Here is a 15,107-nt window from a genome sequence, read left to right as displayed (position 1 = left end):
TCAGGCTAGCGCTGCACCCACCGCCGCAGGGCCGATCGAGTCGGTGCGTCCCCCGAGGGCGTGGCGAGGTCTGCCAGCCGGTCGTCGTCGGACGCGGTGACCGCGCCGCTGCCGGGCAGCACGACGGTCTCGTAGACGGCGAGCACCCGGCGGGCCACCACCGACCAGTCGTACCCCGCGGCCACCCGGCGACCGGTCCCGGACAGGCGCGCCCGGCGCCCGGGGTCGGCCAGCAGGTCCGAGAGGGCGTGGGCGAGGTCGCGGGCGTCGCCGCGGCGTACCAGGACACCGGCGGCGCCGTCCTCGAGCACCGCGGCGAAGGCGTCCAGGTCGCTGGCGACGACCGGTGCCCCGGCCGCCAGCGCCTCGATGAGCACGATGCCGAAGGACTCCCCCAGCAGGTTCGGCGCGCAGTACACGTCGACCGACCGCAGGAACGCCCCCTTCTCCGCCTCGGTGAGTTCGCCGAGCAGCGAGACGTGCGGTGCGAGGTCCTCACCGAGCAGGTCCCGGACGGCGTCGGGGTCGCCGCGGCCGGCGATGAGCAGCTGGGCGCCGGGGTGCCGGCGGACGACGGTGCGCATGGCCTCCAGCAGCACCGGCAGGCCCTTGCGCGGCTCGTCGTAGCGGCCCAGGAAGCCGATGGTCGGCCCGTCGACGCCGCGGGTGTGGCCCGGCAGCGAGGGCCCCTCGGCGAACGCGCGGACGTGCACGCCGTTGGGGATGATCACCGCGTCGCCGCCGAGGTGCTCGACCTGCACGCGGCGGGCGAAGTCCGACACCGCGATCCGCCCGGAGATCTTCTCCAGCCACGGCCGGACGACCGGGCCCCAGGCGGCCAGCATCCTCGACCGGACCGTGGCGGCGTGGAAGGTGGCCACGATCGGGCCCTCGGCCATCATGCAGACCAGCAGGCCCACCGACGGCGGCGCGGGGTCGTGCACGTGGACGACGTCGAAGTGGCCGTCGCGCAGCCAGCGGCGCACCCGGGTGGCGCTGACCGGGCCGAACTGCACGCTGGCCATGGAGCCGTTGTACGGGATGGGCACGGCGCGCCCCGCCCACGTCGCGTACTCGTCGGGCAGCGACTCCTCCCGCTCGGCAGGAGCGAGCACCTCGACGTGGTGGCCCAGCCCGCGCAGCGTCTCGGCCAGGTCGCGCACGTGGTACTGCACCCCGCCGGGGACGTCCCACTGGTAGGGGCAGACCAGCCCGATGCGCATCAGGGGCTCCCCACCTCGGTCCGGCTCGACGAGCTCGCCGGAGCACGTCCCGCCGGCGGGTCGGGCGGGACGTCGTCCCAGACCCGGCCGAGGACGTGCCAGTCCTCGGGGTGCTCGGCGAGGCCGGCGGTGAACGCGTCGGCCACGCCCTGCATCGCGGCGGGGACCCGGTCGCGGAGCCGGCCGGGTCCGTCGACCGGCACCTCGGGCCGGACGTCGAAGGCCCAGCCGCGCTCGGTGAACCGGCAGATCGCCGGGTGCAGCGCGGCGCCGGTCTGGGCCGCCAGCAGCGCCGGCCCACCGGGCATGGTCGCGCGGCGGCCGAAGAACTCCACCGGCACGCCGCCGGCGCCCAGGTCGCGGTCGACCAGCAGACACACCCAGCCGCCGCCGTCCAGCCACTCGCGCAGCACCGCCGAGCTCGGTCGCGGCCCCCCGGTGAGCGGCACCACCCGCATGCCCAGGGTCTCGCGGAACGCCAGGAACCGCCGGTAGAGCGACTCCGGCCGCAGCCGCTCGGCCACCGTCATGAACGGCCCGTCCAGGAAGTCGACCAGCCACACGCCTGCGGCGTCCCAGTTGCCGCTGTGCGGCAGCGCGAAGACCACGCCGCGGCCGTCGGCCCGGGCCCGCTCCATGTGCTCGACGCCGGAGCTCGCGGTGTCGGCCACGATCCGCTCCCGGGACAGCCGCGGCAGCCGGAACGCCTCCTGCCAGTAGCGGGCGTAGGAGCGCATCCCCCGCGTGGTCAGCTCGTCCAGCGCGGCCTCGTCGAGCCGGCCGCCGGTCGCGACGCGGAGGTTGGCGCGCAGCTGGCGCACCCCGCGGCCGTCCCGCGCGGCGGCCCAGCGGCCGGCGGCGTCGAAGGCGCCGCGGGCCACCGGCTCGGGCAGCGCCCGGACCGCGCGCCAGCCGGCGGCGTAGCCGAGGTCGGTCAGCTGCGCCGTGGCCCGGGCGCGCAGCCCCACCCGGCCGGGGACCAGCCGGAGCCCGCCCGTCGTCTGCGGCCCCGTCCCCGTCGACGCCGCCGTCGCGGCGTCCGCCCCGGGCGCGTCGGTCACGGCAGGGAGGGTGGGGTCGACGGCAGGGAGGGCGGCGCGGACGGCGGCGGGGTCGGCAGGGCCCGGCCGCGGGCCTGGCGGTGGACCTCGGCGAACCGCTGCCCCACGGTGACCGCGCTGCCCACGGTCAGCACCCACAGGGCCACGTGCAGCGCGTACGGGATGCCCAGGCCCAGGAAGCCGGTGCCGACCAGCACGAGGATCAGCCGCTCGGTGCGCTCCACGACGCCGACGTCGCAGGTCAGCCCCATGCCCTCGGCGCGGGCCTTGACGTAGGAGGTGAGCACGCCGAGCACCAGGCACAGCAGCGCCAGCAGCACGATGAGCCGGTTGTCGCCGGCCCCGGAGAACCACCAGACCAGCGCGCCGAAGATCGCGGCGTCGGCCGCGCGGTCGCCGGTGGAGTCCAGCACCGCGCCGAACACCGAGCCGCCGCCCCGGGCCCGCGCGAGCGCGCCGTCGAGCATGTCGAGCAGCACGAAGACGGTGACGGTGAACGCGCCCCAGAACAGGTGTCCGGTCGCGATCAGCCCGACCGCGCCCGCGATCGCCCCGAGCGTGCCGACGAGCGTGACCGTGTCCGGGGTGACCCCGGCCCGGGCCAGCCGGGCCACGACCGGTGCCCAGAAGCGGCCCACCGCCGCGCGGGCGTTGACGCCGAGCACCTCAGGCCCCCGGGGTGGGCCGGCCGTCCGGCCAGTGCTGGGCGAGCAGCGCCCGGGTCTCGCGCAGCACCTGCGGCAGCACGCGGGTCAGGCCGATGACCGGCATGAAGTTGGTGTCCCCGCCCCAGCGGGGCACGGCGTGCTGGTGCAGGTGGTCGGCGATGCCGGCGCCGGCGACCGAGCCCTGGTTCATCCCGATGTTGAAGCCGTGCGCCCCGGCCACCGCGCGCACCACCCGCATGGCCGTCTGGGTGAACTCGCCCAGCTCGGCGACCTCGGCGGGTGTGAGGTCGGTGTAGTCGGGCACGTGCCGGTACGGCACCAGCATCAGGTGGCCGGCGTTGTACGGGTACAGGTTGAGGACGGCGAAGACGGTCTCGCCGCGCGCGACGACCAACCCCTCCTCGTCGTCCATCTGCGGGATGAGGCAGAACGGGCAGTCGTGGGCGCCCGTGGGCTTGCCCTCCCCGCGGATGTAGGCCATCCGGTACGGCGTCCACAGGTGCTCGAAGACCGCCGTCGGACCGTCGTCGTCGCTGGGGACGGCGACCTGGAAGGTCTCCTCCGAGTCGGTGCTCATCCGGCCACCAGCGCCTCGGCGGTCGGGTCGGTGTTGGCCCGGCCGGCGACCCACTCGGCGATCGCGTCGACCGCCTTCTCGACGGGGACGCCGTTGTGCTGGCTGCCGTCGCGGAAGCGGAAGGAGACCGCGCCGGCCTCGGCGTCGGTCGCCCCGGCGATGAGCACGAAGGGCACCTTCTGCTTGCTGGCGGTGCGGATCTTCTTCTGCATCCGGTCGTCGGAGTCGTCGATCTCCACCCGGATGCCGCGTGCGCGCAGCTGCAGCGCCACGTCCCGCAGGTAGGGCACCTGCTCGTCGGTGACCGGGATGCCGGTCACCTGCACCGGCGCCAGCCACGCGGGGAAGGCGCCGGCGTAGTGCTCGGTGAGGACACCGAAGAACCGCTCGATCGAACCGAACTTCGCCGAGTGGATCATCACCGGCTGCTGCCGGGAGCCGTCGGCGGTCGTGTACTCCAGGCCGAAGCGGGCCGGCTGGTTGAAGTCGTACTGGATGGTCGACATCTGCCAGGTCCGGCCGATGGCGTCGCGAGCCTGCACGGAGATCTTCGGGCCGTAGAACGCCGCGCCGCCCGGGTCGGGCACCAGCTCGAGACCCGTCTCCCGCGCCGCCTCCTCGAGCACCGCGGTGGCCACCGCCCACTCCTCGTCGGAGCCGATGAACTTCTCGGAGTCCCCGCGGGTGGACAGCTCCAGGTAGTAGTCGGTCAGCCCGAAGTCGTCGAGCAGGCCCAGCACGAAGGCCAGCAGGTGCCGGATCTCCCCGGGTGCCTGCTCCGGGGTCACGTAGCTGTGCGAGTCGTCCTGGGTCAGCCCGCGCACCCGGGTCAGGCCGTGCACGACGCCGGACTTCTCGTAGCGGTAGACCGAGCCGAACTCGAAGAAGCGCAGCGGCAGCTCGCGGTAGGACCGCCCGCGCGACCTGAAGACCAGGTTGTGCATCGGGCAGTTCATGGCCTTGAGGTAGTACTCGCTGTTCTCCAGCTCCATCGGCGGGAACATGGTGTCGGCGTAGTACGGCAGGTGCCCGGAGGTCTCGAACAGCCCGCGCTTGCTGATGTGCGGGGTGCCGACGTAGTCGAAGCCCTCCTCGATGTGCCGCCGGCGGACGTAGTCCTCCATCTCCCGCTTGACCACGCCGCCCTTGGGGTGGAAGACCGCCAGGCCGGAGCCGATCTCGTCGGGGAAGCTGAACAGGTCCAGCTCCACGCCCAGGCGCCGGTGGTCGCGGCGCTCGGCCTCGGCGAGCTGCTCGAGGTAGGCCTTGTGCGCCTCCTTGCTCTCCCACGCGGTGCCGTAGATGCGCTGCAGCTGCGGGTTCTTCTCGCTGCCGCGCCAGTAGGCGGCCGCCGACCGGGTGAGGGAGAAGGCGGGGATGGTGGAGGTGCGCGGCAGGTGCGGACCGCGGCACAGGTCGGTCCACACCAGGTCGCCGGTGCGGGCGTCCCGGTTGTCGTACATGGTCAGCTGCGCGCCGCCGACCTCGACGGAGGCACCATCATCCGAGGACGCAGCCTCGCCGCCCTTGAGGCCGATCAGCTCGAGCTTGAACGGCTCGTGCGCGAGCTCGGCCTGCGCGTCGGCGTCGCTGATCTCGCGGCGGGAGAAGTACTGGCCGGCCTTGACGATCTCCTGCATCCGCTTCTCGAGGGCCTTGAGGTCCTCGGGCGTGAAGGGCCGCTCGGGGGCGAAGTCGTAGTAGAAGCCGTTCTCCACCGGCGGGCCGATGCCCAGCCGGGTGCCCGGGAAGAGGTCCTGCACGGCCTGGGCCAGCACGTGCGCGGTCGAGTGCCGGATCACCGCGCGACCCTCGGGGCTGGCGGCGGGCACCGGCTCGACCTCGGCGTCGGCCTCGGGGGCCCAGGCGAGGTCCCTGAGGTCACCGGTCGCCAGGTCCCGGACGACGACCGCGCCGTCGGGGCCCTTGAGCGGGATCCCGGCCGCCTTGAGCGCGTCCTGGGCCGTCGTCCCGGCCGGCACCCGGATCGGGGCGGGAGCGGCGAGGGTGGGCGCGGCTGACACGGGAGCTCCTGCGGGGTCGGTGAACGGGCACCTCCGAGCCTAGTGCGCGGCGCACGTCACCCCGGGACGACGCCCGGCCGGCTCAGCCGGGCAGCACCTCGACGCGGTCGCCGACCCGCACCGTCCCCGGCCGCCGGACCTCGGCGTACACGCCCAGGCAGTGTTTGGGGGTGCGGGTGACCGCGATCTCGACGTCGCCGACGCGCAGGGTGCGCCCGACCCACGACCGCTCGTCCTCGCCCTCGGGCAGGTCGAGCAGCAGGTTGGCGCGCGGGTCGTCGGCCGAGCAGCCTTCCGGGACGTCGCCGGCGGCGGCGCGCGCGATCGCCCCGCGGCTGACCAGGTGCACCGCGGCGGCGTCCACCTGCGGCTGCCCGGACCGCTGCAGGCGCACCGGCCGACCCAGCACCTCGGTCAGCGTGATCGTGTCGGCCTCGTCGTCCCCGGTGGCGACGACCTCGGTCATCTCGGGGGTGCTCTTGACCGTGACCCGCTCCCCCGTCGTGGCGTCGACGACGGACCACCCGCGGTCGCCGACCAGGCCCGCCGGCCCCACCTCGGCCTCCCGGACGGTGCGCCCGGCGAGGCTCTTCACCGGGTAGACGCTCACCTGCACGACGCTGCCAGCACCGGTCACGAGGCGACCGTACGTCCTCCTCCCAGGGAGGGCGGTCGCCGGCGCAGCCGGCGCCGCTGCGCGTCGAGGTAGGGCCGCGCCCGGCGCTGGCCGCCCTCGCGGTCGATGGCCGCCTGCAGCGCGTCCAGCGCCCGGGCCAGCCGGTCGGCGTCGGGTTGCCAGCCGCGGCGCTCGCACTCCTCCAGCCAGTCGACCGGCGCCCGGTGGCCGCGCTCGGCGTTGCAGCGGCGGCACGCGGCGACCTCGTTGGCCAGCCACGACGGGCCGCCCTTGAGCCGGGGGACGACGTGCTCGGTGGTCGGCGGGACGAGGCCGCCGAGGACCCGGCCGCACCAGATGCAGGTGTCGCCGTCCCGCTCGAGGACCTCGGTCATCCGTTCGGCGCGCCCCGGCTGGCGCGGTCGGACCGGCACGGGCGGGGCGGGCGGCCGGCGGCGGGACACCAGACCGATGGTCCTCCTCGGTGCGCCCGCGTGCCGGGACGGCGTCAGCCGCGGGGCCGCTGGATCGTGCCAGGACGGCGCGCTGCCCACCGATGAGGAACCGGGTGGGCCAGGGTCTCCTCGACGACACCGACCACCGGCCCCCGCGGCGACCATCGCAGCCGGGCCGCAGCACACACGGAGGAGCAGGGATGGGCGCGATCAGGGTGCACGAGTTCACCACCGTCGACGGGGTCGTCGACGCACCGATGTGGACCGTGGACTACGGGTTCCCCGACGACCTGGCCGCCTCGATCGGGGCGCTCACCGCCCCGGCGAAGGGCATCCTGCTGGGCCGCACCACCTTCGAGATGTTCGCGCCGGCCTGGTCCACGCGGACCGCCGAGGACGACGAGGGTGCGCCGTTCTTCAACGACACCCCCAAGTACGTCGTCTCCTCGACCCTCACCGACGCGGCGTCGGTGTGGCGCAACTCCACCGCGATCGGCGGCTACGACGCCGGGCGGATCCGTGAGCTCAAGGAGCAGGGCGACCTCTACGCCAGCGGCAGCGCGACCCTCGTGCGGGCCCTGCTGGCCGACGGCCTGGTCGACGAGCTGCACCTGTACGTCTACCCGCTCGCCGTCGGCAGCGGCACCCGGCTCTTCCCCGAGGGCAGCGCGCAGAAGATGTCGCTGCTCGACGTGGAACGCCTGAGCAACGGGGTGGCCCACCTGACCTACGGCCCGGCCGCCACCTGACCCCTGGGACGGCGAGAGGCCCGGGTCCGCCGGACCCGGGCCTCTCGTGTTGTGGGCGATACTGGGTTCGAACCAGTGACCTCTTCGGTGTGAACGAAGCGCTCTACCACTGAGCCAATCGCCCCTGCGGCAGCCATTCTGCCAGACGCTCAGCGCCAGAGTGGCACCCACCCCGGCACCCACTCCGGAACGCCCATGACGTGCAGCACGACGACCAGGACGCCGTAGACGAAGGCCGCGGTCGCCAGCGCGACGGCGACCCGCACCCACACCCGTTGCCGCCCCAGCCACTCGGTCCACGCCCGGACGTGCCGGCGGGTGAAGTGCAGCAGCCGCTCGGCCCACCTGAACTCGGTGGCGAGCAGGAAGAGCCCGGCGATGACGGTGAGCCAGCCCGGCCCGGGCAACGGGATGGTGACCAGCCCGAACGCCACGACGACGCTGCCGACCGCGCCCACGACCAGGCGGTAGCCGTGGTCGAGGGGACGGCGGGCGGCCAGGCGCCGCCGCCAGTGCGTGGCCGCGACGCGCTCCCGCAGGCTGCGGTGGGCGTCTCCGGCCGCGTGGGCTCGCCGCGCACCGGACGCCGGGGTCCCCGGCTGCCCGGTGCCGGAGGGGGTCACCGTCTCCGGACCGCTCAGCTGGGCACCTCCCCCGACGCCACGATGTCGCTGGGCTCCGGCGGAGCCGAGCGCCCGGGCTCGAGGCTCACCGCGTAACCGGTGTAGGCGTCCAGCCCGGACGGCCCTGAGCCTACGGTGCGCAGCGCCGGTTGCGGGGACGTGACGTCGAAGGTGCCCAGCGGCGCCGGCCCGCCGGAACCGGTCCCCCACACCACGTACGTCTGGTCCTGGTCGTTGGGCCTCAGGCCCTGGGTGACCACCTGCACCTGCCCCGCGCGTGCCACGACGGTGGCGACCGTCGCGCCGTCGGCGGTCAGCGGCGCGATCGTGGCCTGGCCCGGGGTCAGCAACGCGTCGACCAGCTCGGCCTGCTCGGCGGCGGCGGCCCGGGCCTCCTCGCGGGCCGAGCTGAGCACCACGTTCCAGGTGCCCAGCGCGAGGATCGCCGCGACCGCGGCCGCCGCGAGGGCGTTGGGCAGCACCCGACGCCAGCTGGACGGCGGGTCCACCGCGTCGACCGGGAACGGCGCCCGGTGCGCGCCGCTCGCCGGGGGCTCGAACCGGTGCAGGGGAGCCGGGCGGACGGGAACCGCGGGCGGGACCGGCGGCGTCCGCTCGGCCTCCCACGCCGGACGGGGCAGCGGCTCGGCCCCCTCCACCGCGGCGCGCAGCCGCTCGCGCAGCCGCTCCGGGGGGTCGACCGGGGGCAGGTCACCGGCCAGGGCGCCCATGACGTCGGCGGTCTCGCTCACCGTCTGCCGGCACCGCGGGCAGGCCGGCAGGTGGGCCGCGAAGAGTTCCTCGTCCTCCGGCTCGAGGGCGTGCAGCGCCCAGCCGACGGCGAGCTCGTCGAAGGTCTCGTGCTCCCCGCGGCGAGGGTCCCGGGGGGCGGTCACCGGCTCGTCCCGTCGGCCGGCGCGGACTCGCCGAGGGCGCCGCCCGGGGCGACGCCCGCGCCGCCGAGCTCCTCGCGCAGCCGGCGCATCCCGGCGAGCATCCGGGTCTTGACCGTGCCCAGCGGCGTGCTCGTCAACGCCGCGACCTCCCGCTGCGTGTAACCGCCGTAGTAGGCCAGGGTCAGCGCCTCCCGCTGGGGGGCCGGCAGAGCGCCCAGCGCGTCCCGCACCTGCTCGGACACCACCCGGCTCCACGCCTCGTCCTCGACGTCGCGGGACGTCGGCGTCGCCAGCGCCAGGTCGTCCTCGGCCCGGGTCTGCCGGCGGCGGTGCGACTCCTCGCGGCGGACGGCGTCGACGGCCTTGTGGTGGACCGTCGCCAGCAGCCAGGAGGTGAAGGAGCCCCGCGCGACGTCGAAGGCCGCCGGGTCGCGCCAGACGGTGAGGAACACGTCCTGCACCACGTCCTCGGCCAGGACGTCGTCGGCGAGGATGCGCCGCGCGAGGGCGAAGGCCGGCCGGCTGTACCTGTCGTAGAGCTCGTCCACGGCGCTCCGGTCGCCCGTGCGCATGCGCAGGAGGAGGTCGGCGCCTGCCGGGCCGTCCCCGACACGCCGTCCCGAACTGCTCACGAGCTCCATCGTCACACGCGGTCTTCGCGACAGGCCGACGACGCGGTTCAGGCGTGCTCGGAAGGGGCACACAGAGGAACGACACGCGCGGAGAACGTCCGGGCGTCACCTCGGTCAGGGAAGGTCGTTGTTCCAGAGATGATCAACCGCGCCACGCCTGGGTACACGTGCCCGACGACGCTCCACCTTGTCGGTCCGCAGTCGTGGACCGAGGTCCCGGCCTTGCTCAGCTACGAGGTGAGCGACCCGTTCGCCGTGCGGATCACCTTCGGCGACGGCGCGGAGGAGGACGGCATCTCCTGGCTCGTGGGCCGCGACCTGCTGCAGGTCGGCCTGGACCGGCCGGCGGGCGAGGGGGACGTGCGGCTGTGGCCGTCCCGGACGTCGGGCGACGTCCTCTTCCTGCACCTGCGCGCCCCCTCGGGCGAGGCGCTGTTCGAGGTGTCCCGCGGCACGGTCGCCGGCTTCCTCCAGCTGACCGCGGGCGTCGTCCCGTTCGGCGAGGAGTCCTCGGTGCTCGAGGTGGACAGCGAGCTGGCCGCCCTGCTGTCCAACGGCGGCGCCGACCCGACGGGTCGGTGACCCCGGGGGGACCCCCCGCGAACCCACCTCCGAGGGTCGGGTATGGTTCTCCCTGCAAGACAGCGACACAGCTGGACAGCAACGCGGACGTGGCTCAGTTGGTAGAGCATCACCTTGCCAAGGTGAGGGTCGCGGGTTCGAATCCCGTCGTCCGCTCGGAACCTCGGGCGCTGGTCGTCAGATCGGCGCCCGCGTGCGGTGGAGTGGCCGAGAGGCGAGGCAACGGCCTGCAAAGCCGTCTACACGGGTTCAAATCCCGTCTCCACCTCGGCCTCCGCCGAGATCGGTGGAGCGGACCGGCCGCAGGCCGGATCGGGCGATTGGCTCAGTGGTAGAGCGCTACCTTGACACGGTAGAGGTCACTGGTTCGAACCCAGTATCGCCCACAGCACGAGAGGCCCGGGTCCGGCGGACCCGGGCCTCTCGCCGTCTCGGGACGCCGGCACCGACCGGCCGTGACGTCGGCCACCGACGGACCCGGGACGGCCCCGAGCGGTGATCAGCCCTCAGGCCCCGGTGTCCGCGCCCCCGGCGCGCCCGCTCGGCCTCCCGGCCCCTGGACGGGCGGGTCGGCGGGCACGCGGTGAGGGCGCCGTCAGCGGAGGACGGGGACCACCCGCTCGGCCCAGAAGCGCTCGACCTGCGCCTCCAGGTCCTCGACGGTGCGGCTGTTGTCCAGCACGACGTCGGCCACCGCACGCCGCTGCTCGTCGGTGGCCTGGGCCGCGATCCGGGCGCGGGCGTCCTCCTCGGACAGCCCCCGGGCGACCAGCCGCCGCACCCGGGTGTCCAGGTCGGCCTCGACGACGAGCACCAGGTCGTAGGAGTCGGACTGGCCGGTCTCCACCAGCAGTGGCACGTCCTGCACCACCACGGCGTCCGGGGGCGCCGCGGCGACCAGCTCGGCGGCGCGGGCCCGCACCAGTGGGTGCACGATGCCGTCGAGCCGACGGCGGGCCTCGGGGTCGGCGAACACCACGGCCGCGAGGGCCGGGCGGTCGAGACCGCCCTCGGGGGTCAGCACCCCGCGCCCGAACGCCGCGACGACGGCCTCCAGGCCCGGCGTCCCCGGCTCGACGACCTCGCGCGCGATGCGGTCGGCGTCCACGATGCGCGCCCCGCGCGCGGCGAGCAGGCCGGCCACCGTGCTCTTGCCCGATCCGATCCCGCCGGTCAGCCCGATCCGCAGCACGCACGGACAGTAGCCACCGACGGGGCGCCGGTCACGGACGGGTAACACCCGGGAGCCCTGCCCGGCGCGTCGCCCCAGTCACACGTGTCCCATGGGCAACTCTCTCCCCGGCGATCTCCCCACGCCCCAGAGAGGCAGAACCGACCATGTCCCGTCCCGCGCACGCCGCCCCCTCGTCGACCCCCGCCGCCGTCCGGCGCGGCCCCGGTCGGCACCGGCTCGAACGCTCCACGGGCGTGCGCTGCACGGACCTGCCGATGGTGCGCGAGCGGCTGGAGCGCAACGCCGCCGTCCGCCCGCGCAACGCCTTCCTGCGCTGGTTGTCGGCGACCGCGCCGGCGGGCCGGCACACCTGGCAGTTCCTCGCGAACTCCGGCGGTCGCCCGCGCACCGCGTTCGCGATCATCCTCAGCCTCTGAGCAAGGACCGCCGTCCGCCCCACGCCGCCCGGCCCCCTGCGGGGTCCCGCTGCGAGCTCGCGAGTGGGCGGGGGCAGGGGGTCCTTCGGTCGTCCCTCCACGGGGATGGGAGGGACGACCGAGGCCCGGGCCCCCGCGGGGTCCCGGGCCTCGGCCTCAGGTGGTGCTGCTCAGCCGCGCTGAGCGGGGGTCACTCGCCGCCGGCGAGCTTGGCCCGCAGCGCCGCGAGCGCCTCGTCGCTGGCGAGGGTGCCGCCGGAGGTGTCGCTCACCTCGGTGTCGCCGCTGGAGTAGTTGCCGCCGGCCGCAGCCTCGGCGTCGGCCGCGCGGGCCTCGGCGATCTGCTTGCGGTGCGCCTCGTAGCGGGCCTGGGCCTCGGCGTACTGCCGCTCCCAGGTCTCGCGGGCCTCCTCGTAGCCCTCGAGCCACTCGCCCGTCTCCGGGTCGAAGCCCTCGGGGTAGATGTAGTTGCCCTGCTCGTCGTACGAGGCGGCCATGCCGTAGGCGGCCGGGTCGAACTGCTCCTCGTCGCCGATGACGCCCTCGTTGGCCTGCTTGAGCGACAGCGAGATGCGGCGCCGGTCGAGGTCGATGTCGATGACCTTGACCAGGATCTCGTCGCCGACCTGCACGACCTGCTCGGGGATCTCGACGTGCCGCTCGGCCAGCTCGGAGATGTGCACCAGACCCTCGATGCCCTCGTCGACGCGGACGAATGCACCGAAGGGCACCAGCTTGGTGACCTTGCCGGGCACGACCTGGCCGATCTGGTGGGTCCGGGCGAACTGACGCCACGGGTCCTCCTGCGTCGCCTTCAGCGACAGCGAGACCCGCTCGCGGTCCAGGTCGACGTCGAGGACCTCGACGGTGACCTCCTGGCCGACCTCGACGACCTCGGACGGGTGGTCGATGTGCTTCCAGGACAGCTCGGAGACGTGCACCAGACCGTCGACGCCACCCAGGTCCACGAACGCGCCGAAGTTGACGATCGAGGAGACGACGCCGGTGCGGACCTGGCCCTTGGCGAGCTTGTTGAGGAACTCGCTGCGGACCTCGGACTGGGTCTGCTCCAGCCACTGCCGGCGGGAGAGGACGACGTTGTTGCGGTTCTTGTCGAGCTCGATGATCTTGGCCTCGAGCTCGCGGCCCACGTAGGGCTGCAGGTCGCGGACGCGGCGCATCTCGACCAGCGAGGCGGGGAGGAACCCGCGCAGGCCGATGTCGAGGATGAGACCACCCTTGACGACCTCGATGACGGTGCCGGTGACGACCTCGTCGGCTTCCTTCTTCGCCTCGATCGTGCCCCAGGCGCGCTCGTACTGGGCGCGCTTCTTGGAGAGGATCAGGCGGCCTTCCTTGTCCTCCTTCTGGAGGACGAGGGCTTCCACCTCGTCGCCGACGCTGACGACCTCGTTGGGGTCGACGTCGTGCTTGATGGACAGCTCACGCGAGGGGATGACGCCCTCGGTCTTGTAGCCGATGTCCAGCAGCACCTCGTCCCGGTCGACCTTGACGATGACGCCTTCGACGATGTCGCCGTCGTTGAAGTACTTGATCGTCTGGTCGATGGCCGCGAGGAAGTCCTCGGCGGTGCCGATGTCGTTGACGGCGACCTGGGGGGTGCTGTTAGGACGGACCTGGGTGGAGGTCATGTGGTCGAGTGCTCCGGACGGGGGATGCGTAGGGACAGGACGACCCGCGGCCGGGTGACCGCGGGGAGCGGGGAGAGCCGGCGCGCGCCGATCCCCTGGTGGGTTCAGCACTGACAGACCTCTGGCGCATTCCCATGGTACGGAGCCGGGGAGCACGCGGTCCACCTGGGTGCGGCGCCTCCCCGGGGCCCCGGCGTGTCACGATCGGCGTGTCATGGACAGCCCGGCCGCTCCCCCGCCCGACCTCCCCCTCGCCGACGACGGCTACCCGGCGCCGAGCGGCGTCGCCCGGCGCCCGGCGGGGACGGCGGAGTCGGTCCGGGCCAACCGGCGGTGGTGGGACGCCGCGGCGCCGGCCTACCTCGCCGAGCACGGCAGCGACCTCGGCGACGTCGACTTCCTGTGGTGCCCCGAGGGGCTGCGCGAGTCCGGGGCGCACCTGCTGGGGGACGTCGCCGGCCGCCGGGTGGTCGAGGTCGGCTGCGGGTCCGCGCCGTGCGCGCGCTGGCTGCGCCGCGAGGGGGCGGACGTCGTCGCGCTCGACCTCTCCGGCGGGATGCTGGCCCGGGCCGCCGAGCTGAACCGGGCCACCGGCATCGACGTCCCGCTGCTGCAGGCCGACGTGGGGGCGCTGCCGCTGGTGACCGGGAGCGTGGACCTGGTCTGCTCGGCGTTCGGCGGGCTGCCGTTCGTCGCCGACGTCGAGGGGGCGCTCGCCGAGGTGGCGCGGGTGCTGCGGCCCGGCGGGCGGTTCGTCGCGTCGGTGAACCACCCGTTCCGCTGGCCGTTGCCGGACTCCCCCGACCCCGAGGACCTGCGGGTCGTCTCCTCCTACTTCGACCGGACGCCGTACGTGGAGGCCGACGAGGACGGCCGCACCGTGTACGTGGAGCACCACCGCACGGTCGGCGACTGGGTGCGCGCCGTGGTGGGCGCGGGGCTCGTCCTCGAGGACCTGCTCGAGCCGGAGTGGACGCCGGGCCGCACGCAGGAGTGGGGCCAGTGGTCCCCGGCGCGCGGGGCGCTGGTCCCCGGGACGCTGATCCTGGTCTGCCGCCGGCCGGGCTGAGGCCGCAGTGGCCCCGTCCCGGGCTGAGGCCGCAGTGGCCCCCCCGTCCCGGGCTGAGGCCGCAGTGGCCCCGTCCCGGGCCCCGCTCCGGGCCTGCGAGGGGCGCGGGGACGGGGGTCCTCCCGGTTTCACCAGACGTCACCGTCGCGCCAGTCGCAGGTCAGGCTCCCGTCGAGGTCGAGCGGCACGGCGCCGGGGAGCACGAGGACGGCTCCGTCGTCGTCCGGGGTGCGGACCGTCCCGGCCGGGCTGAGCACGGACGTCGGGCCACGCCACCGCTGCCAACTGCGGGCGGTGTACAGAGCGGCGCCGTCGTCCGACGCGCCCAGGGCGCCGAGGTCGTAGGCGCCGCGGACGACGTCCTCGAGCCCGGCCATGACCGCCGACGCGACGCCGCTGCGCCGGTGGGGCGCCGCTACGGCGACCGCCTCGACGTAGCCGGTGCGCAGCGCCCGGCCGCCGTGCAGGACCCGGCGCTGGACGACGGCGCCGTGGCCGACCAGCTCGTCGTCGGCCCATGCCAGTGCGTGCACCCCGCCGAGCGTGTGGTCCCAGTCCGCGTCGTCGAAGTCGCCGTGGAACGCGTCGTCGAGCAGCGCCCGTGCCGTGACGAGGGTCCGCGACGGCACGTGGGCGGTGTGCAGCAGCTCGACGGTGACCATCCCGGGAT

General features: G+C 74.6%; 17 protein-coding genes and 4 tRNA genes. 7 read left to right on the top strand and 14 right to left on the bottom strand.

What is annotated here, in order from left to right:
• Window positions 1-5: 5 nt before the first annotated feature.
• The 7 genes from ACI79G_RS03400 to ACI79G_RS03370 form a co-directional block, all read right to left on the bottom strand.
• Window positions 6-1,223 carry a glycosyltransferase family 4 protein gene (locus ACI79G_RS03400; RefSeq protein WP_456879719.1) on the bottom strand — a complete coding sequence of 406 codons (1,218 nt, stop codon included), beginning with the start codon at window positions 1,221-1,223 and terminating at the stop codon, window positions 6-8.
• Window positions 1,223-2,284 carry a phosphatidylinositol mannoside acyltransferase gene (locus ACI79G_RS03395; RefSeq protein WP_456879717.1) on the bottom strand — a complete coding sequence of 354 codons (1,062 nt, stop codon included), beginning with the start codon at window positions 2,282-2,284 and terminating at the stop codon, window positions 1,223-1,225. The genes ACI79G_RS03400 and ACI79G_RS03395 overlap by 1 nt, the downstream gene beginning before the upstream one ends.
• Window positions 2,281-2,949 carry a phosphatidylinositol phosphate synthase gene (gene pgsA / locus ACI79G_RS03390; RefSeq protein WP_456879715.1) on the bottom strand — a complete coding sequence of 223 codons (669 nt, stop codon included), beginning with the start codon at window positions 2,947-2,949 and terminating at the stop codon, window positions 2,281-2,283. The genes ACI79G_RS03395 and pgsA overlap by 4 nt, the downstream gene beginning before the upstream one ends.
• Window position 2,950: 1 nt before the next feature.
• Complete coding sequence (locus ACI79G_RS03385) at window positions 2,951-3,529, bottom strand: HIT family protein (protein ID WP_456879713.1); 579 nt, start codon at window positions 3,527-3,529, stop codon at window positions 2,951-2,953.
• A complete protein-coding gene (gene thrS, locus ACI79G_RS03380; RefSeq protein ID WP_456879712.1) occupies window positions 3,526-5,553 on the bottom strand; it encodes a threonine--tRNA ligase in 2,028 nt (675 codons plus the stop codon). Before thrS ends, ACI79G_RS03385 begins: the two co-directional genes overlap by 4 nt.
• An 82-nt stretch (window positions 5,554-5,635) precedes the next feature.
• On the bottom strand, window positions 5,636-6,190 hold the full coding sequence (locus ACI79G_RS03375) for an MOSC N-terminal beta barrel domain-containing protein (protein WP_456879710.1): 555 nt from the start codon (window positions 6,188-6,190) through the stop codon (window positions 5,636-5,638).
• Window positions 6,187-6,564 carry an HNH endonuclease gene (locus tag ACI79G_RS03370; protein WP_456879708.1) on the bottom strand — a complete coding sequence of 126 codons (378 nt, stop codon included), beginning with the start codon at window positions 6,562-6,564 and terminating at the stop codon, window positions 6,187-6,189. The genes ACI79G_RS03375 and ACI79G_RS03370 overlap by 4 nt, the downstream gene beginning before the upstream one ends.
• A gap of 260 nt (window positions 6,565-6,824) precedes the next feature.
• On the opposite strand from ACI79G_RS03370, the gene ACI79G_RS03365 reads away from it, so the two are divergent.
• Window positions 6,825-7,373, top strand: a complete 549-nt coding sequence (locus ACI79G_RS03365; RefSeq protein WP_456879707.1) for a dihydrofolate reductase family protein — start codon at window positions 6,825-6,827, stop codon at window positions 7,371-7,373.
• A gap of 52 nt (window positions 7,374-7,425) precedes the next feature.
• Here the strand turns inward: ACI79G_RS03365 and ACI79G_RS03360 are convergent.
• The 4 genes from ACI79G_RS03360 to ACI79G_RS03345 all read right to left on the bottom strand — a co-directional run bounded on the left by ACI79G_RS03360 (window position 7,426) and on the right by ACI79G_RS03345 (window position 9,464).
• Window positions 7,426-7,497 (bottom strand) — tRNA-Val (locus ACI79G_RS03360).
• 25 nt (window positions 7,498-7,522) lie between these two features.
• Entirely contained in the window at window positions 7,523-7,996 is a 474-nt protein-coding gene (locus ACI79G_RS03355) for a TIGR02611 family protein (protein ID WP_456879705.1), read from the bottom strand.
• Between the two features lie 14 nt (window positions 7,997-8,010).
• A complete protein-coding gene (locus tag ACI79G_RS03350; protein WP_456879703.1) occupies window positions 8,011-8,892 on the bottom strand; it encodes an anti-sigma factor in 882 nt (293 codons plus the stop codon).
• Window positions 8,889-9,464 (bottom strand): sigma-70 family RNA polymerase sigma factor, encoded by a 576-nt coding sequence (locus ACI79G_RS03345; RefSeq protein WP_456879701.1) that lies wholly within the window; start codon window positions 9,462-9,464, stop codon window positions 8,889-8,891. The genes ACI79G_RS03350 and ACI79G_RS03345 overlap by 4 nt, the downstream gene beginning before the upstream one ends.
• A gap of 282 nt (window positions 9,465-9,746) precedes the next feature.
• On the opposite strand from ACI79G_RS03345, the gene ACI79G_RS03340 reads away from it, so the two are divergent.
• The 4 genes from ACI79G_RS03340 (at window position 9,747) to ACI79G_RS03325 (ending at window position 10,492) form a co-directional block, all read left to right on the top strand.
• Entirely contained in the window at window positions 9,747-10,106 is a 360-nt protein-coding gene (locus tag ACI79G_RS03340; RefSeq protein WP_456879700.1) for an SsgA family sporulation/cell division regulator, read from the top strand.
• An 83-nt stretch (window positions 10,107-10,189) separates the two neighbouring features.
• Window positions 10,190-10,262, top strand: a tRNA-Gly gene (locus ACI79G_RS03335).
• Between the two features lie 41 nt (window positions 10,263-10,303).
• Window positions 10,304-10,374 (top strand) — tRNA-Cys (locus ACI79G_RS03330).
• A gap of 46 nt (window positions 10,375-10,420) precedes the next feature.
• A tRNA-Val gene (locus tag ACI79G_RS03325) sits at window positions 10,421-10,492 on the top strand.
• A gap of 209 nt (window positions 10,493-10,701) precedes the next feature.
• Here the strand turns inward: ACI79G_RS03325 and coaE are convergent.
• Complete coding sequence (coaE, locus tag ACI79G_RS03320) at window positions 10,702-11,298, bottom strand: dephospho-CoA kinase (protein WP_456879699.1); 597 nt, start codon at window positions 11,296-11,298, stop codon at window positions 10,702-10,704.
• 236 nt (window positions 11,299-11,534) lie between these two features.
• Here coaE and ACI79G_RS03315 point away from each other — a divergent pair, with 236 nt between their 5' ends.
• On the top strand, window positions 11,535-11,717 hold the full coding sequence (locus ACI79G_RS03315) for a hypothetical protein (protein WP_456879697.1): 183 nt from the start codon (window positions 11,535-11,537) through the stop codon (window positions 11,715-11,717).
• A gap of 190 nt (window positions 11,718-11,907) precedes the next feature.
• On the opposite strand, the gene rpsA is transcribed toward ACI79G_RS03315, so the two are convergent.
• The gene (gene rpsA, locus ACI79G_RS03310; protein ID WP_456879696.1) at window positions 11,908-13,368 is read right to left on the bottom strand and encodes a 30S ribosomal protein S1; all 1,461 of its coding nucleotides are present in this window, start codon (window positions 13,366-13,368) and stop codon (window positions 11,908-11,910) included.
• A 214-nt stretch (window positions 13,369-13,582) separates the two neighbouring features.
• On the opposite strand from rpsA, the gene ACI79G_RS03305 reads away from it, so the two are divergent.
• On the top strand, window positions 13,583-14,437 hold the full coding sequence (locus ACI79G_RS03305) for a class I SAM-dependent methyltransferase (protein ID WP_456879694.1): 855 nt from the start codon (window positions 13,583-13,585) through the stop codon (window positions 14,435-14,437).
• Between the two features lie 128 nt (window positions 14,438-14,565).
• On the opposite strand, the gene ACI79G_RS03300 is transcribed toward ACI79G_RS03305, so the two are convergent.
• Window positions 14,566-15,099, bottom strand: coding sequence for a GNAT family N-acetyltransferase (locus ACI79G_RS03300; protein ID WP_456879692.1), 534 nt, complete (start codon window positions 15,097-15,099; stop codon window positions 14,566-14,568).
• Between the last annotated feature and the right edge of the window lie 8 nt (window positions 15,100-15,107).

The organism is Geodermatophilus sp. SYSU D00779 (genome assembly GCF_054050595.1).
Note: the sequence above shows the minus strand (reverse complement) of the source record. Positions and strands in the feature narration are given on the sequence as shown.